At 64.2% G+C, this 24,094-nt stretch carries 19 protein-coding genes; 6 read left to right on the top strand and 13 right to left on the bottom strand.

The genetic code is table 11. The features are described from left to right. Positions 1–9: 9 nt before the first annotated feature. From AC56LH_RS03195 to AC56LH_RS03175, 5 genes are all read right to left on the bottom strand, one after another. A complete protein-coding gene (locus AC56LH_RS03195; protein ID WP_499643990.1) occupies positions 10–1,800 on the bottom strand; it encodes an acyl-CoA dehydrogenase in 1,791 nt (596 codons plus the stop codon). 110 nt (positions 1,801–1,910) lie between these two features. After that, positions 1,911–2,840, bottom strand: coding sequence for an electron transfer flavoprotein subunit alpha/FixB family protein (locus tag AC56LH_RS03190; RefSeq protein WP_499643988.1), 930 nt, complete (start codon positions 2,838–2,840; stop codon positions 1,911–1,913). A gap of 34 nt (positions 2,841–2,874) precedes the next feature. Continuing rightward, positions 2,875–3,624, bottom strand: a complete 750-nt coding sequence (locus AC56LH_RS03185) for an electron transfer flavoprotein subunit beta/FixA family protein (protein WP_258836221.1) — start codon at positions 3,622–3,624, stop codon at positions 2,875–2,877. A 217-nt stretch (positions 3,625–3,841) separates the two neighbouring features. Further along, positions 3,842–4,069: a sulfurtransferase TusA family protein gene (locus AC56LH_RS03180; RefSeq protein WP_499574699.1), complete on the bottom strand. Its 228-nt coding sequence runs from the start codon at positions 4,067–4,069 to the stop codon at positions 3,842–3,844. Between the two features lie 362 nt (positions 4,070–4,431). Beyond that, a complete protein-coding gene (locus AC56LH_RS03175; protein ID WP_499643986.1) occupies positions 4,432–4,758 on the bottom strand; it encodes a putative quinol monooxygenase in 327 nt (108 codons plus the stop codon). A gap of 150 nt (positions 4,759–4,908) precedes the next feature. On the opposite strand from AC56LH_RS03175, the gene AC56LH_RS03170 reads away from it, so the two are divergent. After that, on the top strand, positions 4,909–5,814 hold the full coding sequence (locus AC56LH_RS03170; protein ID WP_499643984.1) for a LysR family transcriptional regulator: 906 nt from the start codon (positions 4,909–4,911) through the stop codon (positions 5,812–5,814). A 92-nt stretch (positions 5,815–5,906) separates the two neighbouring features. On the opposite strand, the gene AC56LH_RS03165 is transcribed toward AC56LH_RS03170, so the two are convergent. From AC56LH_RS03165 to AC56LH_RS03145, 5 genes are all read right to left on the bottom strand, one after another. Continuing rightward, complete coding sequence (locus AC56LH_RS03165) at positions 5,907–6,908, bottom strand: OmpA family protein (RefSeq protein WP_499643982.1); 1,002 nt, start codon at positions 6,906–6,908, stop codon at positions 5,907–5,909. Positions 6,909–7,019: 111 nt separating this feature from the next. Next, entirely contained in the window at positions 7,020–9,629 is a 2,610-nt protein-coding gene (gene alaS / locus AC56LH_RS03160) for an alanine--tRNA ligase (protein ID WP_499643980.1), read from the bottom strand. A gap of 72 nt (positions 9,630–9,701) precedes the next feature. Beyond that, on the bottom strand, positions 9,702–11,357 hold the full coding sequence (locus AC56LH_RS03155) for a flagellinolysin (protein ID WP_499643978.1): 1,656 nt from the start codon (positions 11,355–11,357) through the stop codon (positions 9,702–9,704). Positions 11,358–11,451: 94 nt separating this feature from the next. Further along, a complete protein-coding gene (gene ugpQ / locus AC56LH_RS03150; protein WP_499648370.1) occupies positions 11,452–12,204 on the bottom strand; it encodes a glycerophosphodiester phosphodiesterase in 753 nt (250 codons plus the stop codon). 17 nt (positions 12,205–12,221) lie between these two features. Continuing rightward, positions 12,222–12,572, bottom strand: a complete 351-nt coding sequence (locus tag AC56LH_RS03145; RefSeq protein ID WP_499643976.1) for a DUF1294 domain-containing protein — start codon at positions 12,570–12,572, stop codon at positions 12,222–12,224. A gap of 760 nt (positions 12,573–13,332) precedes the next feature. On the opposite strand from AC56LH_RS03145, the gene AC56LH_RS03140 reads away from it, so the two are divergent. After that, complete coding sequence (locus AC56LH_RS03140; protein ID WP_499648368.1) at positions 13,333–13,755, top strand: DUF3597 domain-containing protein; 423 nt, start codon at positions 13,333–13,335, stop codon at positions 13,753–13,755. Positions 13,756–13,816: 61 nt separating this feature from the next. Here AC56LH_RS03140 and AC56LH_RS03135 read toward each other — a convergent pair whose 3' ends face one another. Together AC56LH_RS03135 and trpS are read right to left on the bottom strand one after the other, a co-directional pair. Continuing rightward, the gene (locus AC56LH_RS03135; protein ID WP_499643974.1) at positions 13,817–14,866 is read right to left on the bottom strand and encodes a serine endopeptidase; all 1,050 of its coding nucleotides are present in this window, start codon (positions 14,864–14,866) and stop codon (positions 13,817–13,819) included. 140 nt (positions 14,867–15,006) lie between these two features. Next, the gene (gene trpS / locus AC56LH_RS03130) at positions 15,007–16,029 is read right to left on the bottom strand and encodes a tryptophan--tRNA ligase (protein WP_499643972.1); all 1,023 of its coding nucleotides are present in this window, start codon (positions 16,027–16,029) and stop codon (positions 15,007–15,009) included. A gap of 360 nt (positions 16,030–16,389) precedes the next feature. Between trpS and AC56LH_RS03125 the strand changes: the two genes are divergently transcribed. The 3 genes from AC56LH_RS03125 to AC56LH_RS03115 are packed head-to-tail and all read left to right on the top strand — an operon-like array spanning position 16,390 to position 21,819. Further along, positions 16,390–18,708: a family 1 glycosylhydrolase gene (locus tag AC56LH_RS03125; protein WP_499643970.1), complete on the top strand. Its 2,319-nt coding sequence runs from the start codon at positions 16,390–16,392 to the stop codon at positions 18,706–18,708. A gap of 56 nt (positions 18,709–18,764) precedes the next feature. Continuing rightward, positions 18,765–20,534, top strand: a complete 1,770-nt coding sequence (locus tag AC56LH_RS03120) for a cation:proton antiporter domain-containing protein (RefSeq protein WP_499643968.1) — start codon at positions 18,765–18,767, stop codon at positions 20,532–20,534. Positions 20,535–20,568: 34 nt separating this feature from the next. After that, on the top strand, positions 20,569–21,819 hold the full coding sequence (locus tag AC56LH_RS03115) for a CaiB/BaiF CoA transferase family protein (protein ID WP_499648366.1): 1,251 nt from the start codon (positions 20,569–20,571) through the stop codon (positions 21,817–21,819). Between the two features lie 69 nt (positions 21,820–21,888). Here AC56LH_RS03115 and AC56LH_RS03110 read toward each other — a convergent pair whose 3' ends face one another. Then, complete coding sequence (locus AC56LH_RS03110; protein WP_499643966.1) at positions 21,889–22,092, bottom strand: hypothetical protein; 204 nt, start codon at positions 22,090–22,092, stop codon at positions 21,889–21,891. A 268-nt stretch (positions 22,093–22,360) separates the two neighbouring features. On the opposite strand from AC56LH_RS03110, the gene AC56LH_RS03105 reads away from it, so the two are divergent. Beyond that, a complete protein-coding gene (locus tag AC56LH_RS03105) occupies positions 22,361–24,010 on the top strand; it encodes a DUF4394 domain-containing protein (protein ID WP_499643964.1) in 1,650 nt (549 codons plus the stop codon). The last annotated feature ends 84 nt before the right edge of the window (positions 24,011–24,094 follow it).

The following is a 24,094-nucleotide window of genomic DNA, read 5'->3' as shown; positions in this document are numbered from 1 at the left end:
ACTGCTCCTTTAGAACTGTTCGATCTCCAGCGCCAGCACGCCCGCTGCGCCATCCACGATCGACGTGCGCAGCCCCGGCGCCTGCGACAGGATATGATCGGCAAAGAAGCGCGCCGTGCCGATCTTGGCACGGTAGAAGGCAGCATCGCCCTCCCCCGCATCCAGGCGCTTCTGCGCCGCCAGCGCCGCGCGCGCCATCTGCCAGCCACCCAGCACGATGCCGGCCAGCTTCAGGTACGTGACGCTGCCGGCAAACACCGCCTTCACGTCCGTCTTGATATTGGCCACCACATACTCGACCACTTGCTCGAGCGCCGCGCTGCCCTCTTGCAGGCGCTGCGCGATGGCCGCGAAATCGGCGTTCTGCGCCTCGCCCAGCTGACGCTCGACATCGCGAATCTGCGCGATCAGCGCCCTGGCCACGGCGCCGCCATCGCGCACCGTCTTGCGGCCCACCAGGTCATTGGCCTGGATCGCCGTCGTGCCTTCGTAGATGGTCAGGATCTTGGCATCGCGGTAGTGCTGCGCTGCGCCCGTCTCTTCGATGAAGCCCATGCCGCCGTGCACCTGCACGCCGTCGCGCGCGACCTGCTCGCTCATCTCGGTCGCCCAGCCCTTGATGATCGGGACCAGGTATTCATAGATGGCCAGATTCGCCGTGCGCGTGGCTTCATCCGGATGGTGATGGGCCAGGTCGGACAGTGCCGCGCCGACATACGCCAGCGCACGCGCAGCTTCCGTCTGCGAGCGCATCGACATCAGCATGCGGCGCACGTCCGGGTGGTGGATGATCGTGACCGGGCCGCTCGAACCGGCAACATCGCGCGACTGGACACGGTCCTTGGCGAAGGCCACGGCGCCCTGGTACGCATGCTCGGCCAGGCCGACGCCCTGGATGCCCACGCCGAAGCGCGCTGCATTCATCATGATGAACATGTATTCGAGGCCACGGTTTTCTTCGCCGACCAGCGTGCCGACGGCCCCGCCATTGTCGCCGAACTGCAGCACGGCCGTTGGGCTGGCCTTGATGCCCAGCTTGTGTTCGATCGAGACGCAGGCAACGTCGTTGCGCGTACCCAGCGAGCCATCGTCGTTGATCATGAACTTGGGCACGATGAACAGCGAGATCCCCTTTACGCCCGGCGGCGCGTCAGGCGTACGTGCCAGCACCAGGTGCACGATGTTCTCGGTCATGTCGTGATCGCCATACGTGATGTAGATCTTGGTGCCGAACAATTTGTAGGTGCCGTCGCCCTGCGGCTCGGCGCGGGTACGCACGGCGGCCAGGTCGGAGCCGGCCTGCGGCTCGGTCAGGTTCATGGTGCCGGTCCACCGGCCCGACACCAGCGGCTCGAGGAAGCGCGCCTTTTGCGCGTCCGAGCCGGCGGTGAGCAAGGCCTCGATGGCGCCGTCGGACAACAGTGCCACCAGCGCGAACGACAGGTTGGCGCCGTGCAGCATCTCCATGCAGGGCGTGGCCACGAGCTTGGGCAAGCCCTGCCCGCCGAAGTCCTGCGGGTGCTGCACGCCCTGCCAGCCGGCCTCGGCGTACGCCTTGAACGCCTCGCGGAAACCCTTGGTCGTGGTGACGACGCCGTCTTTCCAGTAGCTCGGATCCTTGTCGCCGACGCGGTTGAGCGGCGCGATCACGTCGCGGCAGAATTTAGCGTTCTCTTCCAGGACCGCTTCCACGGTATCGGGTGTCGCATCTTCACAGCCGGGCAGCGCATTGATTTCGGCCAGGTTGGCCAGTTCGGTCAGCACGAACTGCATGTCTTTCAGCGGGGCGTTGTAGCTCACCATTGTCTCCTGAATAAATTCTTATGCAAAAAAAACGCCGTTCCTGCACGGGCGGGAACGGCGTCATTGGCGGCTGTCGGCGCGGCGTACGACGACGCCGCGCCTGGCGATCAGCCCAGTTCCTTGACCAGTTCCGGCACTGCCTCGAACAGGTCGCCCACCAGGCCGTAGTCGGCGACCGAGAAGATCGGCGCTTCCGGATCCTTGTTGATGGCGACGATGACCTTCGAGTCCTTCATGCCGGCCAGGTGCTGGATCGCGCCGGAAATACCGACGGCGATGTACAGCGTTGGCGCGACGATCTTGCCCGTCTGGCCAACTTGCCAGTCGTTCGGCACGAAGCCGGCGTCGACGGCGGCGCGCGACGCACCCATCGCCGCGCCCAGCTTGTCGGCCAGCGGCTCGAGGATCTTGAAGTTGTCGGCCGAGCCAATGCCGCGGCCACCCGAGACGATCACCTTGGCGGCGGTCAGTTCAGGACGGTCCGACTTGGCCAGCTCGCGGCCCACGAAGCTCGACGTGCCCGCGTCTGCGACGGCAGCGATGGCTTCGATGGCGGCCGAGCCGCCAGCGGCTGCGGAGTCGAACGCCGTGCCGCGCACGGTGATGACTTTCACGCTGTCGCTCGACTGCACGGTGGCAATCGCGTTACCGGCGTAGATCGGGCGCTCGAACGTGTCGGGCGAATCGACTTTGGTGATTTCGGAAATCTGCGCGACGTCCAGCTTGGCGGCCACGCGCGGCAGGATGTTCTTGCCGTAGGCGGTGGCTGGCGCAAGGATGTGCGAGTAGCTGCTGGCGATTGCCAGGATCTGCTCGGCCACGTTCTCGGCCAGGCCGTCGGCGAAGTGCGGCGCGTCGGCGACCAGCACTTTTGAGACGCCCGCGATCTGCGCAGCAGCTTCGGCGGCAGCGCCGCAACCCGAACCGGCAACCAGGATGTGCACGTCGCCCCCGCACTGGACAGCTGCGGTGACGGTGTGGTGGGTAGCGCCCTTCAGGGAGCCGTTGTCGTGTTCAGCAATGACTAATGCGACCATGTTGATTCCTATCTTGTTAATGACGACAAACGGCTCAGATGACTTTGGCTTCAGTGCGCAGCTTCTGCACCAGCGTGCCCACGTCCGGGACCTTCACGCCCGCCGAACGCTTGGCAGGCTCGACGACTTTCAGCGTCTTCAGGCGCGGCGCCACGTCCACGCCCAGGTCTTCCGGCTTGATCGTTTCGAGCGGCTTTTTCTTGGCCTTCATGATGTTCGGCAGCGTCACGTAACGCGGCTCGTTCAGGCGCAGGTCGGTGGTGATGACCGCAGGCAGCTTGAGCGCCACGGTTTCCAGGCCGCCATCGACTTCGCGCGTCACGGTGACCTTGTCGTCCTCGAGCACCACTTTCGATGCGAACGTCGCTTGCGGCCAGCCCAGCAGCGCGGCGAGCATCTGGCCGGTCTGGTTCGAATCGTCGTCGATTGCCTGCTTGCCGAGGATGATCAGCTGTGGCTGCTCTTTATCAGCCAGTGCCTTCATGATCTTGGCCACGCCCAGCGGCTCGGTGTCGCCAGCGGTCTCGACCAGGATGGCGCGGTCGGCGCCGATGGCCAGGCCGGTACGCAGGGTTTCCTGGCACTGCGGCACGCCGATCGACACTGCCACCACTTCGGTAACCTTGCCGCCTTCTTTCAGACGGGTGGCCTCTTCCAGCGCGATTTCGTCGAACGGGTTCATCGACATCTTGACGTTGGCGATATCCACGCCGCTGTTGTCGGACTTGACGCGAACCTTGACGTTGTAGTCGACCACGCGTTTGACGGGTACCAGGACTTTCATAGGGTGCCTTTTAAAATGAGATGGAGACAGACTAAAGTGGCTCAGATTATATGAGAAATCGGGGCATCGGGCCAAATTAAAGCACGAGCGTGCGATTTTTTAGTAGAGTAAAACACCTAAAATAGTCTGTCTGTCATGAATTCGGGGAAACAGACGGGGTGCAGGCCCCGTCACGACAATGCACGCCGTCGCAATGAACGCGACCCGGCGGCGTGGCTTACTTGCGGCGCATCAGAAAGGTGAACTCGCCGTGTTCGAATGTGTGGGCGAGCAGCGCATTGCCGGTCTGCTTGGCGAAGGCCTGGAAGTCACGCACAGAGCCGGTGTCGGTGGCCACGATACGCAGCACCTGACCGCTCTCCATGTCGGCGAGCGCCTTCTTCGCTTTGAGGATGGGCAGTGGGCAATTCAGCCCCCGCGCATCCAGATCTTTCTGGAATTCCATAATATCGGTGTCGGTGTCGAAAATGATGTCGCTCATCGCATTCCTGATCAGTAAGGATGGTGCTGGAACTTGAATACTACTCCAATTCGCGCAGTATGACGCACCGCACCAAAATAGTCATAGATTGTTGCGAGCCTGCAACCCAATGTTAAAAGCTTGACGAACTGCTACCGGGTCTGTACTGGATGCTCACAAAAAAGCACTATGGCGGTGCATCGTGCAGACCAGATGCGACCCAAATCGGCGCGTGCAATAGACGGTCAGACAATCCGGCGCAATAAAATGGGGGCTGTTTCGACTGAAACGTCGATTGGCGGGTCAATCCATGTCCGACAGCGACATGTGCGCCCGGATTGCGCGGCTCAACCCATCAACGTTCGGCCCGATGACGCTGACATGTAGATCTCACGGCGCACGATACGCAGCGTGAATGCATGCTCCAGCATGGTCAGAAAATCCGGACTGCCGAGGTGAGCATCCAGATATTCTTGCGTCGCCCAGCCTTCGGCAAGATGAAACACATTGCCCTGCTTCAGGTCTTGCGAGGCGATGTAATACAGGCAGCCTGGTTTATTGGCGATCTGATCAACCGACGCCGTCGCGATGCGTGCAAACGCCACAGCGTCCAGTGGATCGATTTCATAGGTGCCAATCAGGCTGACGAAGCGTTCAGTAGAAGCAGTGTTCATATAGGTTCCTGTCATAGTAAAACCGGAGCATGAGCGTGTGTGCATGGGCTCGGTCCGTGCAGTCTGATGGCTGAATGCGTGAACGAGAACCCACGCTGCGGCCATATCACTTATGCTCGGGTTGCATAAAACGAATTCACGCGGACAAGAATGGATAAATTGTTGTGGATGCGATGCTTCGTGCGCGCCGTCGAAACCGGTAGTTTTTCAGCCGTCGCCCGTGAGCTCGGCATCGGGCAACCAAACGTCAGCCGGCATGTGGCAGCACTGGAGAAGTCGCTGGGTACGCGGCTATTGCATCGCTCGACGCGGCAGATGGTTGCCACGACCGAGGGCAAGCGCTACTACGCACAAGCACGCCAGGCACTCGACATCATCGGGGAAGCCGAAGCACAGGCGCATGGCGAACAAGATCCGCATGGACTGCTGCGCATTGCGTGTCCGGAGAGTATCGGCACTGAACTCCTGATACCCGCACTGCCAGATTTTCTGCAGCGCTATCCGCATGTCGATGTGGAATGTCGTCTTGGTGACGCCTACACCGACCTGGTGGCAGAAGGCATCGATATCGCCATACGGGGTGGCAAATTACGTGACAGCACTCTGCGCGCGCGGTGCGTCGGTCAATCTGCGCGCATCTGCGTGGCAAGCAGGAGGTATCTGAAGCGACGTGGCACACCGCTGGAACCCGGCGACCTGGCTGCGCACGACTGCCTTGTGTATACCCTGCTGGCGGCCGGCAATGACAGCTGGCCATTCAGAGATGGCGATCGTAAGGTCAGCGGGCGTGTGCGGCTCAATAGTCTGGACGGCATCCGGCGCGCCGTCATGCACGACCTGGGGATCGCTTACCTGCCTGCGTGGATGGTGACCGAAGAACTGCAGAGTGGCGAACTGGTCGCATTGTTGACCGAGCATGGGGCGCCGCCTGTGCCCGTCAATGTGCTGTATTCCGCAGAACGACGCCTGCCCCAGCGTGCAGCGGTCTTCATCGAATTCATTGCGCAGGTGCTTGCCAAGGTTCCCGGACTCGTTCGAGATGACGGTGCATCATAAGCACCAGATACGGTCCAAAAGAGCGCGCACAACAGTCGTTCCGGCAAGGCTACGCAATATGCTTGCGCGATGGTGTCGCGCACCGCCAGCGCTTATTGCTCGACCAGCTCTACCCGCCGGTTCTGCTGGCGTCCCGCCTCGGCGCGGTTCGACGCCAGCGGCGCATACGCAGCCACGCCTTTCGGACTGAGGCGCGCGGCATCGATCTTGTAGGTGCCGGCCAGCGCCCCGACCACCGACTCGGCGCGTCGCTGCGACAGTGCCAGATTCTGGGCCACGGCGCCCTGGTTGTCGGTGTGGCCGACCACGAACACCTTGAGCTTTGGCGACTGCTTGAGCATGGCAGCCATCTCAGCCAGCGCGGCTGCCGATTCGGGTTTGACGTCGGCCTTGCCGGTGTCGAAATAGACACCGTAGATCGCCACCTTGCCGTCCGTGGCGATGCCCTTGGCCATGTCCGCCGCGTTCAGGTCGGCAGCAACCTTGCCCCCTTCCATTGACTTGCCTTCGACGATGTCGAGGTAGACGCCGCCGTTCTTGCCCTGGACCGGATCGACTGCGTAGACGGCAACGGTCAGCGCAGACCCATCGGGCCGCGTTCCCGATGCGAGCAGATAACGGTTGTCATTGCGGCCGTAGTTGAAGGGCGAGGTCGCCGCCTCGCCGCCCTGGATGAAGTTGTAGCCTACCCGCTGCTGCTGCACGAAGTCGCCAAAGTTTTCGCCACAGGTCTCCTTGGCGCAGGCGAAGGTGCTTTTCATGCCGGCCTTTTCGAGCGCTGCCTGGTAGTTGCGCATGACTTCGAGCGACGAGCGGTCCTGGGGATAGACGTAGGCGATGCGGGTGTACTTGCCCTCCAGGCGCAGGGTCTTCTCGAAACCCAGCTTGCCGGCGATCCGGACGCGCTTGCCCGCCGGCAGCGTGGCCTCGTCGAATTGCTTCACCTCGTAGCCAACCAGCTTAGCGCCCGCAAAACGCGTGAGCAGCGGATGATCCTTGCCGCCCTTGACCGTGTCGTTTGCCGGCATCTGGGCCTGCGCCACAGACACCGCCGTTACCAGAAGACCCGTTACCAGAACCCGAAGTGTCAGCATGATCGCCTTTAAAAGGTTGATGTTCGTGCATGATTCTATGAGGGCAATGCGATGAAGGCAATAAAAAACGCCGCCCGGAGAGGCGGCGTTTTTTATCCGGCAGAACGCTGCTTACGCGCGCTCACCCACCCAGCCAGCCACGCCGGCCAGCGCCGTCGGCAAGCCCGATGGATCCGTGCCGCCGGCTTGCGCCATGTCCGGACGCCCGCCGCCCTTGCCGCCCACCTGCTGGGCCACAAAGTTGACCAGCTCGCCCGCCTTGACTTTGCCTGTGGCATCCTTGGTCACGCCTGCGATCAGGCTGACCTTGCCGTCGAGTACGCTTGCCAGCACGATCGCGGCGGTACCCAGCTTGTCCTTGAGCTTGTCCATCGCTTCGCGCAGCGTCGCCACGTCGGCGCCTTCCATCGTGGCCGCCAGCACCTTGATGCCGTTGACGTCGATGGCTTGCGCAAGCAGCTCGTCGCCCTGCCCCGAGGCCAGCTTCGACTTCAGTGCGGCGACTTCTTTTTCAAGCAGCTTGACCTGGTCCTGCACCTGGCCGATACGGCTGGTCAGTTCGTCAGGATTGGTCTTCAGGGCGCCAGCAGCTTCGATCAGCTTGCGGTTGATCGATTGGACCAGGGCCAGTGCGCCTTCGCCCGTGACCGCTTCAATGCGGCGGATACCGGCCGCGACGCCGCCTTCCGACACGATCTTGAACAGGCCGATGTCGCCGGTGCGGGTCACGTGGACGCCGCCGCACAGCTCTTTAGACGTACCGATGTCGAGCACGCGCACGGTGTCGCCGTACTTCTCACCAAACAGCGCCATCGCGCCGTGCTTGACCGCATCGTCAAACGACATATTGTGCGATTGGGTCGCATGGTTCTCGAGAATCTCGCGGTTGACGATAGTCTCGACCTGCGTGATCTCGTCCAGCGTCAGCGCCTGTGGGTGGCTGAAGTCGAAACGGGTCTTGTCCGGGTCGACCAGCGAGCCTTTTTGTGCCACGTGCGTGCCAAGCACTTCGCGCAGCGCCTTGTGCATCAGGTGCGTTGCCGAGTGGTTGCGGATGGTGCGTGCGCGCTTGGCCGTGTCGACCTGTGCGTCGACCGTTGCGCCGACCTTCAGCGTGCCTTCGCGCAGCACGCCGTGGTGACCGAAGACGTCGGCCTGGATCTTGAGCGTGTCTTCGACTTCGAAGCGAATGGCGCCGTCGCCAATCACACCCTGATCGCCCACCTGGCCGCCCGATTCGGCGTAGAAAGGCGTCGTGTCGAGCACGACGATGCCCGCCTGGCCGGCGCTCAGTTGCTCGACCTTCACGCCGTCGGCGTACAGCGCCAGCACGTGCGTGTTGTGGGCCAGCGAATCGTAGCCGACGAACTTGGTTTTTTCGCCCGCGTACTCGACGTTGGCCGCCATCTTGAACTTGCCGGCAGCGCGCGCCGTTTTCTTTTGCTGTTCCATCGCGGCGGTAAAGCCCGCTTCGTCGAGCGTGATGCCACGCTCGCGGCAGATGTCGGCAGTCAGATCCAGCGGGAAGCCGTAGGTGTCGTACAGCGTGAAGGCGGTGCCGCCGTCGAGGTTCTTCGGATCCTTGGCCAGCTGGGCTTCGAGGATCTTCATACCGTTTTCCAGCGTCTCGCCGAAACGCTCTTCTTCGGCCTTGAGCACTTGCGCCACGCGCTCTTTGGCCGTGCGCAGTTCGGGATAGGCTTCGCCCATCTCGAGGTCGAGGTCAGCGACCAGCTTGTAGAAGAACGGCTTGGTCTGGCCCAGCTTGTGGCCGTGACGCAGCGCACGGCGCACGATGCGGCGCAGCACGTAGCCGTGGCCTTCGCTGCTCGGGATGATGCCGTCGACGATCATGAACGACGCAGCGCGAATGTGGTCGGCGATGACCTTCAGCGAATTGTTGTCGAGGTCAGGCGCGGCGGTTTCGCGGGCAGCGGCCTTGATCAGGTTCTGGAACAGGTCGATTTCGTAGTTGCTGTGCACGTTCTGCAGCACGGCGGCCAGGCGCTCCATGCCCATGCCGGTGTCGATCGACGGCTTCGGCAGCGGGGTCAGCGAGCCGGATTCGTCGCGGTAGAACTGCATGAACACGAGGTTCCAGATTTCGATGAAGCGGTCGCCGTCTTCTTCGGCCGAGCCCGGTGGGCCGCCCCAGATGTCGGCGCCGTGGTCGTAGAAGATCTCGGTGCACGGACCGCACGGGCCCGTATCGGCCATCTGCCAGAAGTTGTCGGATGCGTAGCGCGCGCCCTTGTTGTCGCCGATGCGGATGATGCGCTCTTTCGGTACGCCGATCTCGTTGGCCCAGATGTCGTACGCTTCGTCATCCTCGAAATAGACGGTGATGGTCAGCTTTTCGGCTGGCAGCAGGTAGACCTTGGTCAGGAGTTCCCAGGCCAGCTGGATCGCATCGCGCTTGAAGTAGTCGCCGAAGCTGAAGTTGCCCAGCATCTCGAAGAACGTGTGGTGCCGCGCCGTGTAGCCGACGTTTTCCAGGTCATTGTGCTTGCCGCCGGCGCGCACGCAGCGCTGCACGGACGTCGCGCGCGAGTACGGGCGCGAATCCAGGCCCAGGAAGACATCCTTGAACTGCACCATGCCGCTGTTGGTCAGCAGCATGGTCGGATCGTTGCCCGGCACCAGCGGGCTGGAACGCACGATGGAATGGCCTTTGGATTCAAAGAACTTGAGGAACTTTTCGCGGATGTCGGAGGATTTCATGTCTGATCGTTGGGCGGAGTGAGGCAGCGTGCCTGTAAAGGAACGATTATAGCCTAGCTCCCCGATCCATTCTCAGCGCAGCAGGCTCAGGATCGAGCGTGGTTGCCCGTTGGCCTGCGCCAGCATCGCCGACGCTGCCTGTTGCAGAATCTGCGTGCGGGTCAGCCGCGCCGTGTCGCTCGCGTAATCGGTGTCCTGGATGCGCGAGCGCGCCGCCTGCATGTTCTGCGAGCTCGTCTCGAGCGCACTGGCAGCCAGGTCCAGCCGGTTGCTTGACGCGCCCGTACGCACGCGCTGTTCGCCCACGAACTCCAGCGCGCGGTCGATGGTCAGCAGCGCCACACTCGAGCGTGTCATGTCGAGATTGGCCAGGCCCAGGGCGCGCGCATTCATCGACGAGAATTGCAGGTCGATCAGGTCGCTCGCCTTGTCGCCGGCCTGCACCTGCACGCGCCGCACGCCGCTGGCGCCGCCCTCGTCCGGGTAGACGACATTGAAACCGGCCAGACCATCCGATGCGTTGCTGGTCCCGCTGGCGGGCACGACGGCGCGGGCGTCGCGCACCGGGCCGCCGTCGGCGTCCAAGCCACCAATCGCGCCCGTGTCGGCATTGGTCAGGTTCATTTTTGTATTGATAAATTGTTCGCCATTGGCGCCGAAGTCCGCCAGGAACGCGGCGTTGCTGGTGTACACGCCCTTCGACACAGCATTGAGCGCGGCGTCGAGATCGGCGGACTGGTTGTTGTTCAGGTATTGCATGATGCCCTTGATGCCGCCCTCCACGCCCAGGCCCTTCATGCGGTCGTGCAGGTAGCGGCTGGCCGCATACCCGCCCTCGTACGAAAAACCGCCGCCAGCGATGGTGGCGACCACGCCCGCGATGCTGCCGGCGCCGGCCAGACGCTCGTCGGCGCCATTGATCAGTTCAGCCGTGCCTTCGACGAACCATTGCGGCAGCGACCCCATGTTCATTGTGCGGCCCATCACCGCGTGCACCATTTCATGGGCGACGATGCGGTCGCTGTAGAGCGGCGCGCTGCCACCGTCGGGGGTAGGCGCGGTGCCGAAGTCGGCCATGTCGAGGTTCAGGTGCAGATTGTTCAGCTTGCCGCCGGACGACGTGCCGGACACCGAGGCAAGGACGTTATACGCGCCATCCGTGGTGTCGAGGTTGACAGTCAGTTTGGCGCCATCGCCCATGAGCCCGTAATGCTGCTTGATCAGGTCCTCGGCCGAACTGAGCCAGCCGGATTGCAAGCCATCGAGCACGGCGCGCCGTCGTTCGTCGCCACCGATACTGACAGTGTCCTGCGAAAACAGCGCTTCCCCATTAAAACTGGTGTCGGTGCCTACCTGTGTGATGTGTTGCAGCAGCGCCTGTGTTTCTTTCTGCAGCGCGTTGCGATCCCCATCCGTGTAGCTGCCATTGCCCGCGGCCACCGCCATCTCGCGCAAGCGTTGCAGGGTCTCGGTGACGCTGGCCATGGCGCCATCGGCCACCTGCAGCATCGACGTCGCGTCGCTCATGCTGCGCAGCGCCTGGCTAGTACCGCGCAGGTTCGAGCTCAAGCGCGACGTGATCGCCTGGCCGGCCGCATCGTCGGATGCGCGGTTGATACGCATGCCGGAGCTCAGGCGCTCGACGAGCTTGGCCTGCTCGGTATCATGCGTGCGCATGCTGCGCTGCGTACTGAGCGACAGGGTATTCGTTGATATGGAAAGCGCCATGGTGGCAACACCGTCAGGGTGATCGTCCCTTCTTAACGTCACTCCTCCCCTGTTACTTGAGGTCGCAATGTAAATATAGTGCCTGGCCTTGATGTCAGGCGAAATCGGGCATGATCAGGTCGATGCGGTCGGTGCAGAAGGCGTCCACGCCCCACGCCAGCAGTTCGCGCGCGCGGCCGGCATCGTTGACGGTGTAGCAGAACAGGCCATAGCCGGCGTCCTTGACGGCGCGTGCCTGCTGCCGGCTCAGGTGCAGGTGATTGGTATGGATGGCGCATACGCCGAGCGCCTGCGCCCGCGCCTGCCAATCGGCGCCAAGCGCGCTGATCAAACAGGCGCGCGGCAGCGCCGGCGCGGCCGCCTGGGCTGCCGCCAGCGCGACGTCGCTGAATGATGACAACAGCGGCAACGCGGCCGGGTCGCCGGATGCGAGTGCGTCAGCGAACAGCGCGGCCGTCATCTGCGCCACGACGCGGCCCGTCTCGCGTTCGTAGCCGGGCGCGGGCTTGATCTCGATATTCATCCAGATGCCGTGGGCCATGCACAGGCGCGCGAAGGCGTCGAACAGCGGCACCGGCTCCCCCGCGAACGCTGGGCCGAACCAGCTGCCGGCATCCATCGCGGCCAGCTCCAGCGCATCGTGCTCGAACACGCTGCCGCTGCCCCGGACCGTGCGGCCCAGGCCCGGATCGTGCAGCACCACGGGGACGCCGTCACGCGCCAGCATGACATCGAACTCGATCGCGCGAAAGCCCGCCGCCATGCCGCAGCGCAGGCCGGCCACCGTGTTCTCGGGCGCGAGCGTGCCGCCGCCACGGTGCGCGAGGATGCGGGGCCACGGCCACACGGGATCGTTCATCATCATCATGCAAAGGCCGGTTGGCCGAAGCGGTAAGCAAGGAATGCGAATACGGCCAGGTTCAGCGCCACCGTCGCCTGAAATTTCCATTGGAACGATTGCTTGCTGGTCTTGTGGCGCAACCACTGTTGCGCCAGCACGGCGCCGGGCCAGCCACCGATCAGACCCAACAGCAGGAGTGTGGCTTCCGGTGTGCGCCACGTGCTGGCGCGCGCAGCCGACTTGTCCATAGCGTAAGCCACGAAACAGGTCAGGCTGGTGACGAGATAGGCGGCGCCGACGACTTGGGACATGTTCCAGGCCAGGCTGGCAAACAGGTAGAGGACGAGGAACACGGCGAGCTGGACGTAGGGCATGCCGACAGCTTACCGTTCGCGGTACTGTCGTGTCCACCTGGCAAATAGATGCAGCGCTACCCTTTCCCGCGCAACACCCACTTAACGTTCACAGAGCGCAGATCACAGAGCGCAGATCGTTGATGATCGATGCACCGTGGGTTCGTCATCGTACAGAGCAGTTGATATCAAAACGCCTACGCTGGTCATCCATCCCGGCACTCACCCAGCAGGAGAACACATGGCTTTTGATTTAGGTAATTTGTTGCAGCAATATCTTGGTGGCGCAGGCGCCGCCAGCACCAACGGCAATGCTGCCGCTGACTTCGACCAGGTCGCGCAGAACGCGCCCCGGGCCAGCGTCGCACAAGGCATCGCGAGCGCACTGCGCTCCGACCAGACCCCACCGTTCCCGCAGATGGTCAGCCAGCTGTTTGGCCAGAGCGACCAGAACCAGCGCGCCGGCATGTTGACCAGCTTGCTGGGTGGCGCGGGCGGCAGCGTGCTGTCGTCGGTCGCCGGTGGTGCACTGAGCAAGATCTTCGGCAACAATGTGCCAACGCAGGTCACGCCTGAGCAGGCAGCGCAGGTTTCGCCCGAGCAAGTACAGGAACTGGCTGAAAAAGCACAACAGCAGAATCCCGGCATCGTCGATCGCATGAGCGACTTCTACGCCGAGCATCCGACGCTGATCAAGGCTGCCGGGGGCGCCGCCCTGGCCGTCGCACTGGGCTACATGGCAAACAACATCCGTAAGCAATCACCAGAAAAGGAGGGTCCCGTGGGTATCCTGAGCAACATCTTCCATAAAATTTTCCCAGGCAAAAAAGACGCAGCACCGGCAGCAACGCCAACGGCTGCACCTGCTGCCCCGACTGCAGCACCGGCAGCCCCAACGGCCTCCGCACCGGCAGCAGCGCCAGCGCCAGCTGCGGCGCCAGCCCAGCCGGTCGACGTCGAGCAAGTCCTGAACGGCATGCTCGCCTCGTCGGGTCAGCAGCTGAACTGGCGTTCGTCGATCGTCGACCTGCTCAAGCTGCTCGGTCTGGACAGCAGCCTGCAGTCGCGCAAGGAACTCGCTGCTGAGCTGAACTACACCGGCGACATGAACGATTCGGCCAAGATGAACATCTGGCTGCACCGCCAGGTCATGAACAAGCTGGCAGCCAATGGCGGCAAGGTGCCGGCTGACCTGCGTGACTGATACCCCGTAGCGCGCAACAGACAAAACCGCAACCGGCCCTGCCGGCTGCGGTTTTTGTCATTCAGTCGGCCAGTGTCGTATTGGCCGCCGCGCCGCACGCGAAGCAGAACCGTGCAAACGCATTCTTGCGCGTCGTGCAGGCAGTACAGCGGTTGAACAGGCCGATGCCGCAGTGCGGGCAAAAATCGTTCTTGCCATCCTTCAGGTCGACCGCCCGCTCGCAGCCGGGGCACACGCTCTTCACCAGCCGGGTCTGAACCACGTCATAGCGCATCCCCTGGCGGCGTTCGGCATCGGGCAAGGCTTCAGCCAGCTTCTGGCGCGCCAAGTATCCCTGCAACCACCGGATCGCATAGCGCCCGGCAACGACCGTCAGGACGATGCCGACGATATAGCGCACGTAACCGCCATAGCTTGGCAGATACGGCACCAGTTCGAAAAAGAACGTGAACAGCGCAAACAGGATGAAGCCCCAGGCGAACGGCCAGTCGGACGTCTTGCGCTTGTGCTTGAACAGCCAGCCTGCCACCAGCAAGAGCGGCAGGGTCAATGCGAGCCGATAGCCGAACACGCGAAGATCGCGCGCAGCCTGGGCTTCAAGCAACGCCATCTCGGCAGGCTCTTCCAGCGCACGCCAACGGCTGGCGGCACGCTCCCCGGCCTGGGTTGCGTCGAGCAGCGTCTGCTGTTCGGCCTCGACTGCTGCAAGCGCCGTGCGCTCGGCGCTTGCGAGCGCATCGAGTGCTTCCGTGCGCTTGATTAATTCCGGATCCTGCTCTGGCCGCGCCGTCACCTGCCGCGTCGCCAGCCAGTTGCCGAACGTCTCGCGCGCCGACGCAGTATTCGCGCTGGCCACCGTGTGCTTCTGGGTCGCCTGCTCCAGGCGCGACTGGGCCTGCTCCTGCGCCTTGTGCGCTGCTTCCCGCTCGGCTTGCACACTGGCCAATTGGGCCGGGTTTATGAACTGCTCGAGCGTCAGTGGCTCTTCAACATCGCGCACGTTCTGCACGATCAGGCTGCCAAGCCCGATCAAAAAACCGGCAAACATGAACGCAACGAGCCACAGGGCACGCTGCATCCATTTTTCAGTGAGGCGAAGGCCTTTGCTCATGAGGAACTCCCGGGTGATGGACAAGCGTGCAGCTTGCCACCCCCGGGCGCGGTGCGCTACCGATAGTCAACACAGCCTTGCGCTGCGCTACCACCGGCATCACCTCGTGATACCCGTCCTAAGCAACGGTAGAAGCACGCTTAGAAGTACGACAGCCCCAGGGCCTTCTTGACCTCGTCGGTCGTCGCGGCCGCCACTTCCCGCGCCTTCATCGTGCCTTCCTTCAGCATCTGCATGACATAGGCCGGATCTTTCGCGAACTCTTCACGGCGCGCGCGGATCGGCGCCAGCATGTCCTGCAGGATGCCTTCGAGGCGCTTCTTGACGATGCTGTCGCCCAGGCCGCCGCGCTGGTAATGCGCCTTCATCTCGGCCAGGCCATCCTTGTCGGTATCGAACGCGTCCAGGTACGTGAAGGCGACGTTGCCTTCGATGTGGCCCGGGTCGGACACCTTCAGGTGCAGCGGGTCGGTGTAGACGTTCCGGACGGCGGCGCGGATTTCGTCAGGGCTGGCGCCCAGGTTGATCGTGTTGCCCAGCGACTTGCTCATCTTGGCCTTGCCGTCGATGCCTGGCAGGCGCCCCACTTCGGGCACGAAGGCCTTGGCTTCCACCAGGATGTCGCGCCCGACGATGCGGTTGAACTTGCGCACGATCTCGTTGCACTGCTCGATCATCGGGATCTGGTCTTCGCCGACCGGCACCATGTTTGCCTTGAAGGCGCTGATGTCGGCAGCCTGGCTGGCCGGGTAGGTCAAAAAGCCCGCTGGGATGTCGCGCTCGAAGCCGCGCAGGACGATTTCGGCCTTGACGGTCGGATTGCGCTCGAGGCGCGCGACGGTCACGAGGTTCAGGTAATAGAACGTGAGCTCGGTCAGCTCGGGGATTTGCGACTGGATGAACACGGTCGTCTTGGCCGGATCGATCCCGACAGCAAGGTAATCGAGCGCCACTTCGACCACATTCCGGTGTACCTTACCCAAGTCATCCATATTGTCGGTCATGGCTTGCGAGTCGGCGAGCATGACGAACTGGCGGTATTGATGCTGATACGCGACGCGATCGCGCAGGCTGCCGACGAAGTGGCCCAGGTGCAGCGGGCCCGTTGGCCGGTCACCGGTGAGGATGATCGAGTTGGCAGCCGGCGTAGTTGCTGCGGTCATTGCTACGGTAGCAGTGGCAGTATCGGTAGAAGTAGTTGAAGTAGGCAGTGTCATCGAGGTTCCTGGTTCTATGCCCCGATCGCTGCGTATCAACAATGAACGCCGCCTGAATCGAGGCGGCTATGAAATGCACATCATTTCCCGTGGCCGCGCGCTGTCAGCGGCGCCACCAGGAAAGAATGAAATGTGCTTTCGGAAAGATCATGGACCGCATGGTTGCAGGTTGCCGCCGCGCTGTCAACCGCCACCCGGCCCATGACCCGGCAGCAGGCTCTCCCAATACAGCAGAAATCAACTGGGGCACTTCGCAGAGCACTTCATGTCGAACAGCTAGTTGCAATAATATTAAGGAATCAAGCCATGAACAAGAGCACGAACAGCCAGGATCACCAGAACCACCCTCTCGAACTGTGGGGCGGCCTCGAATGCACCGTCAACCGCGTGCAGGACGCCTATTTCAGCCAGCTCGACCGTAACGGCCATACCGACCGGCCCTGCGACATCGAGCGCTTCGCCGGCCTGGGCATCCGCGCCATCCGCTATCCGATTCTGTGGGAACGCACGGCGCCGGACGGCCTCGAGCATGCCAACTGGCACTGGCCCGACGAACGCCTGAACGCGCTGCGCGCCGCCGGTGTCACGCCGATTGCTGGCCTGGTCCACCACGGCAGCGGCCCGCGCCACACGAGCCTGGTCGACCCGGGCTTTGCGCAGGCCCTGGCGGACTACGCCGGCGCCGTCGCCGCGCGCTATCCCTGGCTCGAGTACTACACTCCCGTCAACGAGATCTGCACGACGGCGCGCTTTGCCGGCCTGTATGGCGTCTGGTATCCGCACGGGCGCGACGACCGCACGTTCATCCAGGCGCTGCTCAATCAGTGCCGCGCCACCGTGCTGTCGATGCGCGCGATCCGCGCCGTCAATCCGGCTGCCAAGCTGATCCAGACCGACGATCTGGGCAAGACCTACAGCACGCCCGAACTGAGCGACGTCGCCGAGTTCTACAACGAGCGCCGCTGGCTCGGCTGGGACCTGCTGTGCGGGATGGTGGTGCCCGACCACCCCTTGTGGAACTACCTGCTGCGCAATGGCGCCGATGCTGCCGACATCCTCTGGTTCCGCGACAACCCGTGCCCGCCCGACATCATCGGCTGCAATTACTACGTCACGAGCGAGCGCTGGCTCGACCATCGGCCGGAGCGCTATCCGGCGCACCACCGCGGCATGGCCGACGACCTCCCGTGCGCCGACGTCGAAGCCTCGCGCGTGCTGGCCACGCCCACGCCCGGCATCGCCCCGCTGCTGCAGGAAATCTGGGACCGCTACGGCATCCCGCTGGCGATCACCGAAGCGCACATCGACGCCAACCGCGAAGACCAACTGCGTTGGCTGCTTGAAATCTGGGAAGCCGCGCAGGGGTCGCGCGCCAGCGGCGTCGACGTGCGCGCCGTGACGGTCTGGGCGCTGCTCGGCTCATTCGACTGGAACTGCCTCGTCACCGCAGAGAACGGCTATTACGAACCGGGCCCGCTCGACGTGCGCTCGCCACTGCCGCGCCGCACCGCGCTGGCCACGATGATGAACGAACTGGCCGCCGGCGAGCCACTGTCGCATCCAGTGCTGCGCGCGCAGGGCTGGTGGCGCCGCCCGGGCCGCTTCGTCTGCCAGCCGGTCGCCACGCCCGACACGGTCACGTCCACCGCCGCGGATGGCCACCGCGTGGTCGACACAAGCGCCCCGCCGATCCTGATCCTGGGCGCCACCGGCACGCTGGGCCGCGCCTTTGCCCGCATCTGCGAAAAACGCAATCTGGCGCACCGCCTGCTGTCGCGCCAGGACATGGACATCGCCGATCAGGAATCGGTCGAGCGCGCACTGGCCCGCTACAAGCCATGGGCCGTGATCAATACCTGCGGCTACGTGCGCGTGGACGACGCCGAAAATGAACTCGAACGCTGCATGCGCGAAAACACCGTGGGCGCGGCGACGCTGGCCGCCGCCTGTGCGCAGCATGGCATCCACCTGACAACGTTCTCGAGCGACCTCGTGTTCGACGGCAGCAACGAGCGGCCGTATGTCGAATCCGATCCGGTCGCGCCGCTGGGCGTGTACGGCCGCAGCAAGGCCGAAGCCGAGCGCGTGGTCCTGCTGAACCACCCGGGCGCGCTGGTCGTGCGTACCAGCGCCTTCTTCGGCCCGTGGGACGAGCACAACTTCGTCACCCAGGCCCTCGCTGCGCTGGAACGGGGCGACCCGTTCGTCGCGGCGGGCGACCTGACCGTGTCGCCGACCTTCGTGCCCGACCTGGTGCATGCGTGTCTCGACCTCGCGGTGGATGGCGAAGCGGGCATCTGGCACCTGGCGAACCAGGGCGAACTCACCTGGGCAGAGCTGGCGCGGCGAGCGGCCGAACTGGCCGGCATCGATGCCGGCAGTCTGGAATCAAAAGCGGCCGAGGAATTCGGCTTCACGGCGCCGCGCCCACGCTATTGCGCGCTGGCCAGCGAACGGGGCGCGCTGCTGCCGACGCTCGACGATGCGCTGCGCCGCTACATCGACCTGCGCAATGCCGACCGTGACGAACGGCGCGAGCTCGAGGCGCAGGCCGAACGGCGCCAGGACATGGCAGGCGGCGAGCGCCAGGCCGAACTGGATGAGGCCATCCACTCGGGGACCTGACCGGTCCGTGTGGTAGGGTTGGCGCTCACGCCAACCCTCCACGAACAGGTACTACCGTGAACGACCACCACGCTTTCCCCTTCCTGCGTGAAATCCTGCTGTTCCTGATCCTGGCCGGCATCCTCATCCCCACCCTGCAGCGCCTGCGCATCAATCAGGTGCTCGGCTTTCTCGCTGTCGGCGCCCTGCTCGGCCCCTTTGGTCTGGGCGCGCTGGCCCTGCACACGCCGTGGCTGGCGTTCCTTACTTTCCCCGCCGGCCCCGGCATCTCGATGCTGGCTGAAATCGGCGTGCTGTTCCTGATGTTCATGATTGGACTCGAACTGTCCGCCGCGCGCCTGTGGTCGATGCGGCGCTGGGTGTTCGGCGCCGGCACCGCGCAGGTCGTGGCCAGCGCCACGCTGATCGGCGCGGCCCTGTATCTGTATGGCTTGCCGGGCCAGGCCGCCGTCATCCTCGGCCTCGTGCTCTCGCTCTCGTCCACCGCCGTCGTCATGCAGCTGATGAACCAGCAGCACAGCACCGGCACGCGCCTGGGCCAGGCCGCGTTTGCCGTATTGATGCTGCAGGATCTGGCCGTGGTGCCGATCCTGATCCTGATCGGCGCGCTGGCCAAGGGTGCCGGCGACGGCAACGACGCGCTGCTGCTGGCCGCGATCACGCTGGCCAAGGCCGCCGGCGCGATTGCCGTCATCTACCTGGTGGGCGGGCGCGTCGTGCATCCGCTGTTTCGCGCCTTTGCCCGCCAGCGCCAGCCCGACGTGTTCATGGCGCTGGTCCTGCTCGCGACCTTCGGCATCGCGGCATTGTCGGCCGCCGCCGGCCTGTCGATGGCGCTGGGCGCCCTGATTGCCGGCCTGCTGCTGGCCGAGACCGAATTCAAGCACGAAGTCGAACTGATGGTCGAGCCGTTCAAGGGTCTGCTCATGGGGTTGTTCTTCATGACGGTCGGGATGACGATCGACACCGGCCAGATCCTCGACGCACCACTGTGGCTGGCCACCTTCGTGCTCGGGCTGGTGCTGATCAAGGGCGTCGTCGTGGCCCTGCTGTTTCGCGTTGGCGGCCTGCCGTGGGGGCGCGCCGTCGAAGGTGGCCTGCTGCTGGGCCAGGGCGGCGAGTTCGCCTTCATCGTCATCGGTTACGCGGTCACCAGCGGTGTGCTCGATCCGGCGCTGGGCGCGCGCGTGATGCTGGCGGTGGGCCTGTCGCTGTTCATCACGCCGCTGCTGGCGCGTTTGGGCACGGCCATTGGCGACCAGCTGGAAACGCGCGGGGACCAGCTGGCCGCGCAGCACGATCATGCCGCCCTGAGTGCGGTGCGCGGCCAGGTCATCATTGCCGGCTTCGGCCGCGTCGGCCAGCAACTGGGCAAACTGCTCACTGCGCAACAGATTCCCTTTGTGGCATTCGAAACCGATGCGCGGCTGGTGGCGCAGCTGCGCGCCGACGGCTGGCCGGTCTGGTTCGGCAATGCCGCGCGCCCCGAGCTGCTGCGCCGCGTGCACGCCGACGAAGCCCCCGCGATCGTGCTGACGATGGACCAGCCGCTCGCGGCGCTGCAGGCGGTGCATGGCATCCGGCGTGAATTCCCGCACGTGGCCTTGTTTGCCCGCTCGCGCGACGAGAAGCACGCGCGCGACCTGCGTCTGGCCGGCGCCTCGGTCGTGGTACCCGAAACGCTGGAAGCGAGCCTGCAATTGTCCAGCTTCGTGCTCGGGGCAATGGGCCTGGAAGAGCGCACGATCGACGCCATCGTCGACCGTGAGCGCGCGCTGTCGGCAGCCGCCCAGCTGGCGCCGCAGCCCATGGCCGGCCCGTTATAATCGGCGCTTCATGATCGCCTACCTAGCCTCCACCATGACGCCATCTTCTCCTTCGACTTCCCTGCCCAAGGCGCTCGGCCACATCCGCGTGCTCGACCTGTCGCGCGTGCTGGCCGGCCCGTGGTGCGCGCAAAACCTGGCCGACCTGGGCGCCGACGTGATCAAGATCGAGCGCCCCGGCAGTGGTGACGACACGCGCGCCTGGGGTCCGCCGTATGCGAAGGATGCCGATGGCCGCGACACGCAGGAAGCGGCCTACTACCTGACGGCGAACCGCGGCAAGCGCTCGATGACGGTCGATATCGCCAGCAGCGAAGGCCAAGCCCTGCTGCGCGAACTGGTGCTGTCGTGCGACGTGGTGCTCGAGAATTTCAAGGTCGGGCACCTGGCGCGCTATGGCCTCGACTACGCGAGCCTCAAGGCGCTCAAACCCGACCTGGTCTATTGCTCGATCACGGGCTTTGGCCAGGACGGGCCGTACGCGCACCGCGCCGGCTACGATTTTCTGATCCAAGGCATGGGCGGCCTGATGTCGGTGACGGGCGAGCGTGACGACCTGCCCGGCGGCGGGCCGCAAAAGGCCGGCGTCGCGCTGACCGACCTGATGACGGGCATGTATGCGACGGTGGCCGTGCTGGCTGCCCTCACGCACCGCGACCGCACGGGTGAAGGCCAGCAGATCGACATGGCGCTGCTCGACACGCAGGTGGCGATGCTGGCCAATGTCGGCAGCAATTATCTCAACAGCGGCAAGGCCCCGAAGCGCTGGGGCAATGCGCACGCCAATATCGTGCCATACCAGACCTTCGCGTGCCTCGATGGCCACATCATCGTCGCCGCCGGCAACGATGGCCAGTACCAGAAGTTCGTCGAGGCGGGTGGCCGGCCCGAGCTGGCGTTTGATGCGCGCTTTGCCACCAATCCGCTGCGGGTGCAGCATCGCGACGTGCTCGTGCCGCTGCTGGCCGAGATGGTTGGTGAAAAAACGCGCGCCGCCTGGATCGCGCTGCTGGAAGAACACGGCGTGCCGTGCGGGCCGATCAACGACGTCGGCGAGGTCTTCACCAACGAGCAGGTGCAGGCGCGCGCGATGGCGATCGCGCTGCCGCATCCGAGCGCCGGCGAAGTCACGCTGGTGCGCAATCCGATCCGCATGTCGGCCACGCCGGCCACCAGCAGCGTGGCGCCGCCCACGCTGGGCCAGCACACGCTCGACGTCCTGCGCGATGTGCTGGGCAAGAGCGACGCCGAGATCGCCGCCCTGCAGGACCGCGGCATCGTCTAGTCCCGTTTTTCCCCTGTAATTTCCAGTCATCCTCCAGCCTGGCGGTCGTGCGGCCGCTTGCGGGTGGATTCAGCGCACCCGCGTCCAGGCCCGCACCGATGCGAAGGCCAGCAAAAACAGCGAACAGATCAGCATGCTGAAGAGCGTGCCGGCGATGTAGAAGCCCGGCGTGAATTCGGTATCCGACAGGGTCGACCAGGTCTTGATGAGCGCGCCTCCCCCAGCCAATGAAATGGCGAGCACGGACACGACCTCACCCAGGGAAACACGCATGACGACACCATTGAAACAGAGGTTGCCGATGCAGAGGAGCTGCAGCAGAATTGCCCAATAGTAACATGCGACATTGTCATCAAAATGCGTGCATTCTCACCAGCACGCAGGGTTCAGGCACCTGCCGGGCTACGCCAGAAAATTTATTTTCACCCGACTGCATCCAATGCTGCATCTGGCGCGTAGTACCGGTGTCGACATGGAAGCCCGCCCGGCGGCCATGCAACCTGATGTATTTGACGACCCATTCTACTAATAAGGACATATCATGAAAAAACCACAATTCGCCAAGCTCGTCCTCGTTTCTTCGATCGCACTTGCACTGACCGCCTGCGGCAGCGACGATGATGACAACAACGCCGCGCCGGCGCCGACTACCCCACCGCCGGCATCCGCGACTGTTGGCGATGTGGTTGCCCTGACTGTCAGCAACCGTCTGATCTCGTTCGACCGCGCTTCGCCGGCGACCCTCCGCACCAATGTGATGGTCACCGGCCTGCAGAGCGGCGAAAACCTGGTCGGCATCGACATGCGTCCGGTCGACGGCATGCTCTACGGCGTCGGCTCGACCGGCCGCCTGTACACGCTCGACCCGGTGACCGGCGCTGCGACCAGCAAATCGCGCCTGGCCGCTGATCCCGCCGACACCACCGACGCGTTCACCGCGCTGGCCGGCACCAACTTCGGCGTCGACTTCAACCCGATGGCCGACCGCCTGCGCATCGTGAGCAACACGGGCCAGAGCCTGCGCATCAATGTCGACACGGGCGCCACGACCACCGACGGCAGCATCAACGGCGGCGCAGCCAACACGGCTATTTCGGCCTCGGCCTATACCAACTCGTTCGCCGGCACCGGCTCGACGACGCTGTTCGGCATCGATGCCGTCAACAACACGCTGTACACGCAGAATCCGCCGAACAACGGCACGCTGGCCAATCCGGTCCCGCTGGGCATCGTTGCCGGCGCCGTCAACGGCTTCGACATCGATGCACGTACCAACATGGGCTATATGGTGGCCACCGTCGGCGGCGCACGCAATCTGTATGGCGTGAACCTGGCCGCGACCAGCGCACCGGCCACGCTGGTGGGCGCACTGGGCGTGACCGAAGACATCCGCGGCATTGCCCTGCGCGCGGCGCAGACGCCGGTCGTGCTGGGCCTGACGGACAATAACCATCTGGTTGGCTTCAAAATCGGCACGCCGAACACGCTCGATACCGACGTCGTCATCAGCGGCCTGGCTCCGGGCGAACTCGTGCTGGGCATCGACGTGCGTCCACGTGACGGCATGCTGTACGGCCTGACCTCGACCGCGCGCCTGATCACGATCGATCCAACCAATGGCGTGGCGACCGTGAAAGCCACGCTGGCCGCCGACAGCACCGACACCACGCTGCCATACACCGCGATTGCCGGCACCGCGTTTGCCGTCGACTTCAACCCGGTGGCCGACCGCCTGCGCGTGATCAGCAATAGTGGCCAGAGCCTGCGCATCAACGTCGACACCGGCGCGACGACCACCGACGGCGCCATCAACCGCGCCGGCGTGGCCCCCGTCGTGGCAGCGGCTGCCTACACCAACAGCGTCCCGAACGCGACCGCGACGCAGCTGTTCGACGTCGACAGCGCCAGCTCGGTACTGGCCCTGCAGAACCCGCCAAATGACGGCACGCTGGTCAATGTCGGCCCGCTGGGCGTGACGATCGCCGGCGACGGCGGCATGGACATCGCCGGTGGCGCCAACGGCCTGGTGCTGGCAGCGCTGCGCACCACCGACGGTGGCCCGACGTCGCTGTACCGCGTCGACATCACCACCGGCGCCGGCACGCTGATCGGCGGCGCCACCAACCCGACCGCATCGCGCATTGGCAGCGGCACGCCAGGCATCAAGGACATCGCGATCTGGCTGCGTTGATCTGGCTGCATTAATCATCCTGTAGGATGAACAAAGGGCGTTCCCGCTTGCGTGGGAACGCCCTTTTCCGTTGGTGCGCGCGAT

The sequence above is a fragment of the Telluria sp. LT1R51-2 genome (assembly GCF_059685775.1).
Note: the sequence above shows the minus strand (reverse complement) of the source record. Positions and strands in the feature narration are given on the sequence as shown.

Coding starts and splice junctions, on each gene's coding strand:
- AC56LH_RS03135 (WP_499643974.1), bottom strand. CDS start 14,866: ATGAGCAAAGGCCTTCGCCTCACTGAAAAATGGATGCAGCGTGCCCTG.
- AC56LH_RS03175 (WP_499643986.1), bottom strand. CDS start 4,758: ATGAACACTGCTTCTACTGAACGCTTCGTCAGCCTGATTGGCACCTAT.
- AC56LH_RS03170 (WP_499643984.1), top strand. CDS start 4,909: ATGGATAAATTGTTGTGGATGCGATGCTTCGTGCGCGCCGTCGAAACC.
- AC56LH_RS03165 (WP_499643982.1), bottom strand. CDS start 6,908: ATGCTGACACTTCGGGTTCTGGTAACGGGTCTTCTGGTAACGGCGGTG.
- AC56LH_RS03125 (WP_499643970.1), top strand. CDS start 16,390: ATGAACAAGAGCACGAACAGCCAGGATCACCAGAACCACCCTCTCGAA.
- AC56LH_RS03105 (WP_499643964.1), top strand. CDS start 22,361: ATGAAAAAACCACAATTCGCCAAGCTCGTCCTCGTTTCTTCGATCGCA.
- AC56LH_RS03180 (WP_499574699.1), bottom strand. CDS start 4,069: ATGGAATTCCAGAAAGATCTGGATGCGCGGGGGCTGAATTGCCCACTG.
- AC56LH_RS03115 (WP_499648366.1), top strand. CDS start 20,569: ATGACGCCATCTTCTCCTTCGACTTCCCTGCCCAAGGCGCTCGGCCAC.
- alaS (WP_499643980.1), bottom strand. CDS start 9,629: ATGAAATCCTCCGACATCCGCGAAAAGTTCCTCAAGTTCTTTGAATCC.
- AC56LH_RS03155 (WP_499643978.1), bottom strand. CDS start 11,357: ATGGCGCTTTCCATATCAACGAATACCCTGTCGCTCAGTACGCAGCGC.
- trpS (WP_499643972.1), bottom strand. CDS start 16,029: ATGACCGCAGCAACTACGCCGGCTGCCAACTCGATCATCCTCACCGGT.
- AC56LH_RS03110 (WP_499643966.1), bottom strand. CDS start 22,092: ATGCGTGTTTCCCTGGGTGAGGTCGTGTCCGTGCTCGCCATTTCATTG.
- AC56LH_RS03145 (WP_499643976.1), bottom strand. CDS start 12,572: ATGCCCTACGTCCAGCTCGCCGTGTTCCTCGTCCTCTACCTGTTTGCC.
- AC56LH_RS03190 (WP_499643988.1), bottom strand. CDS start 2,840: ATGGTCGCATTAGTCATTGCTGAACACGACAACGGCTCCCTGAAGGGC.
- AC56LH_RS03185 (WP_258836221.1), bottom strand. CDS start 3,624: ATGAAAGTCCTGGTACCCGTCAAACGCGTGGTCGACTACAACGTCAAG.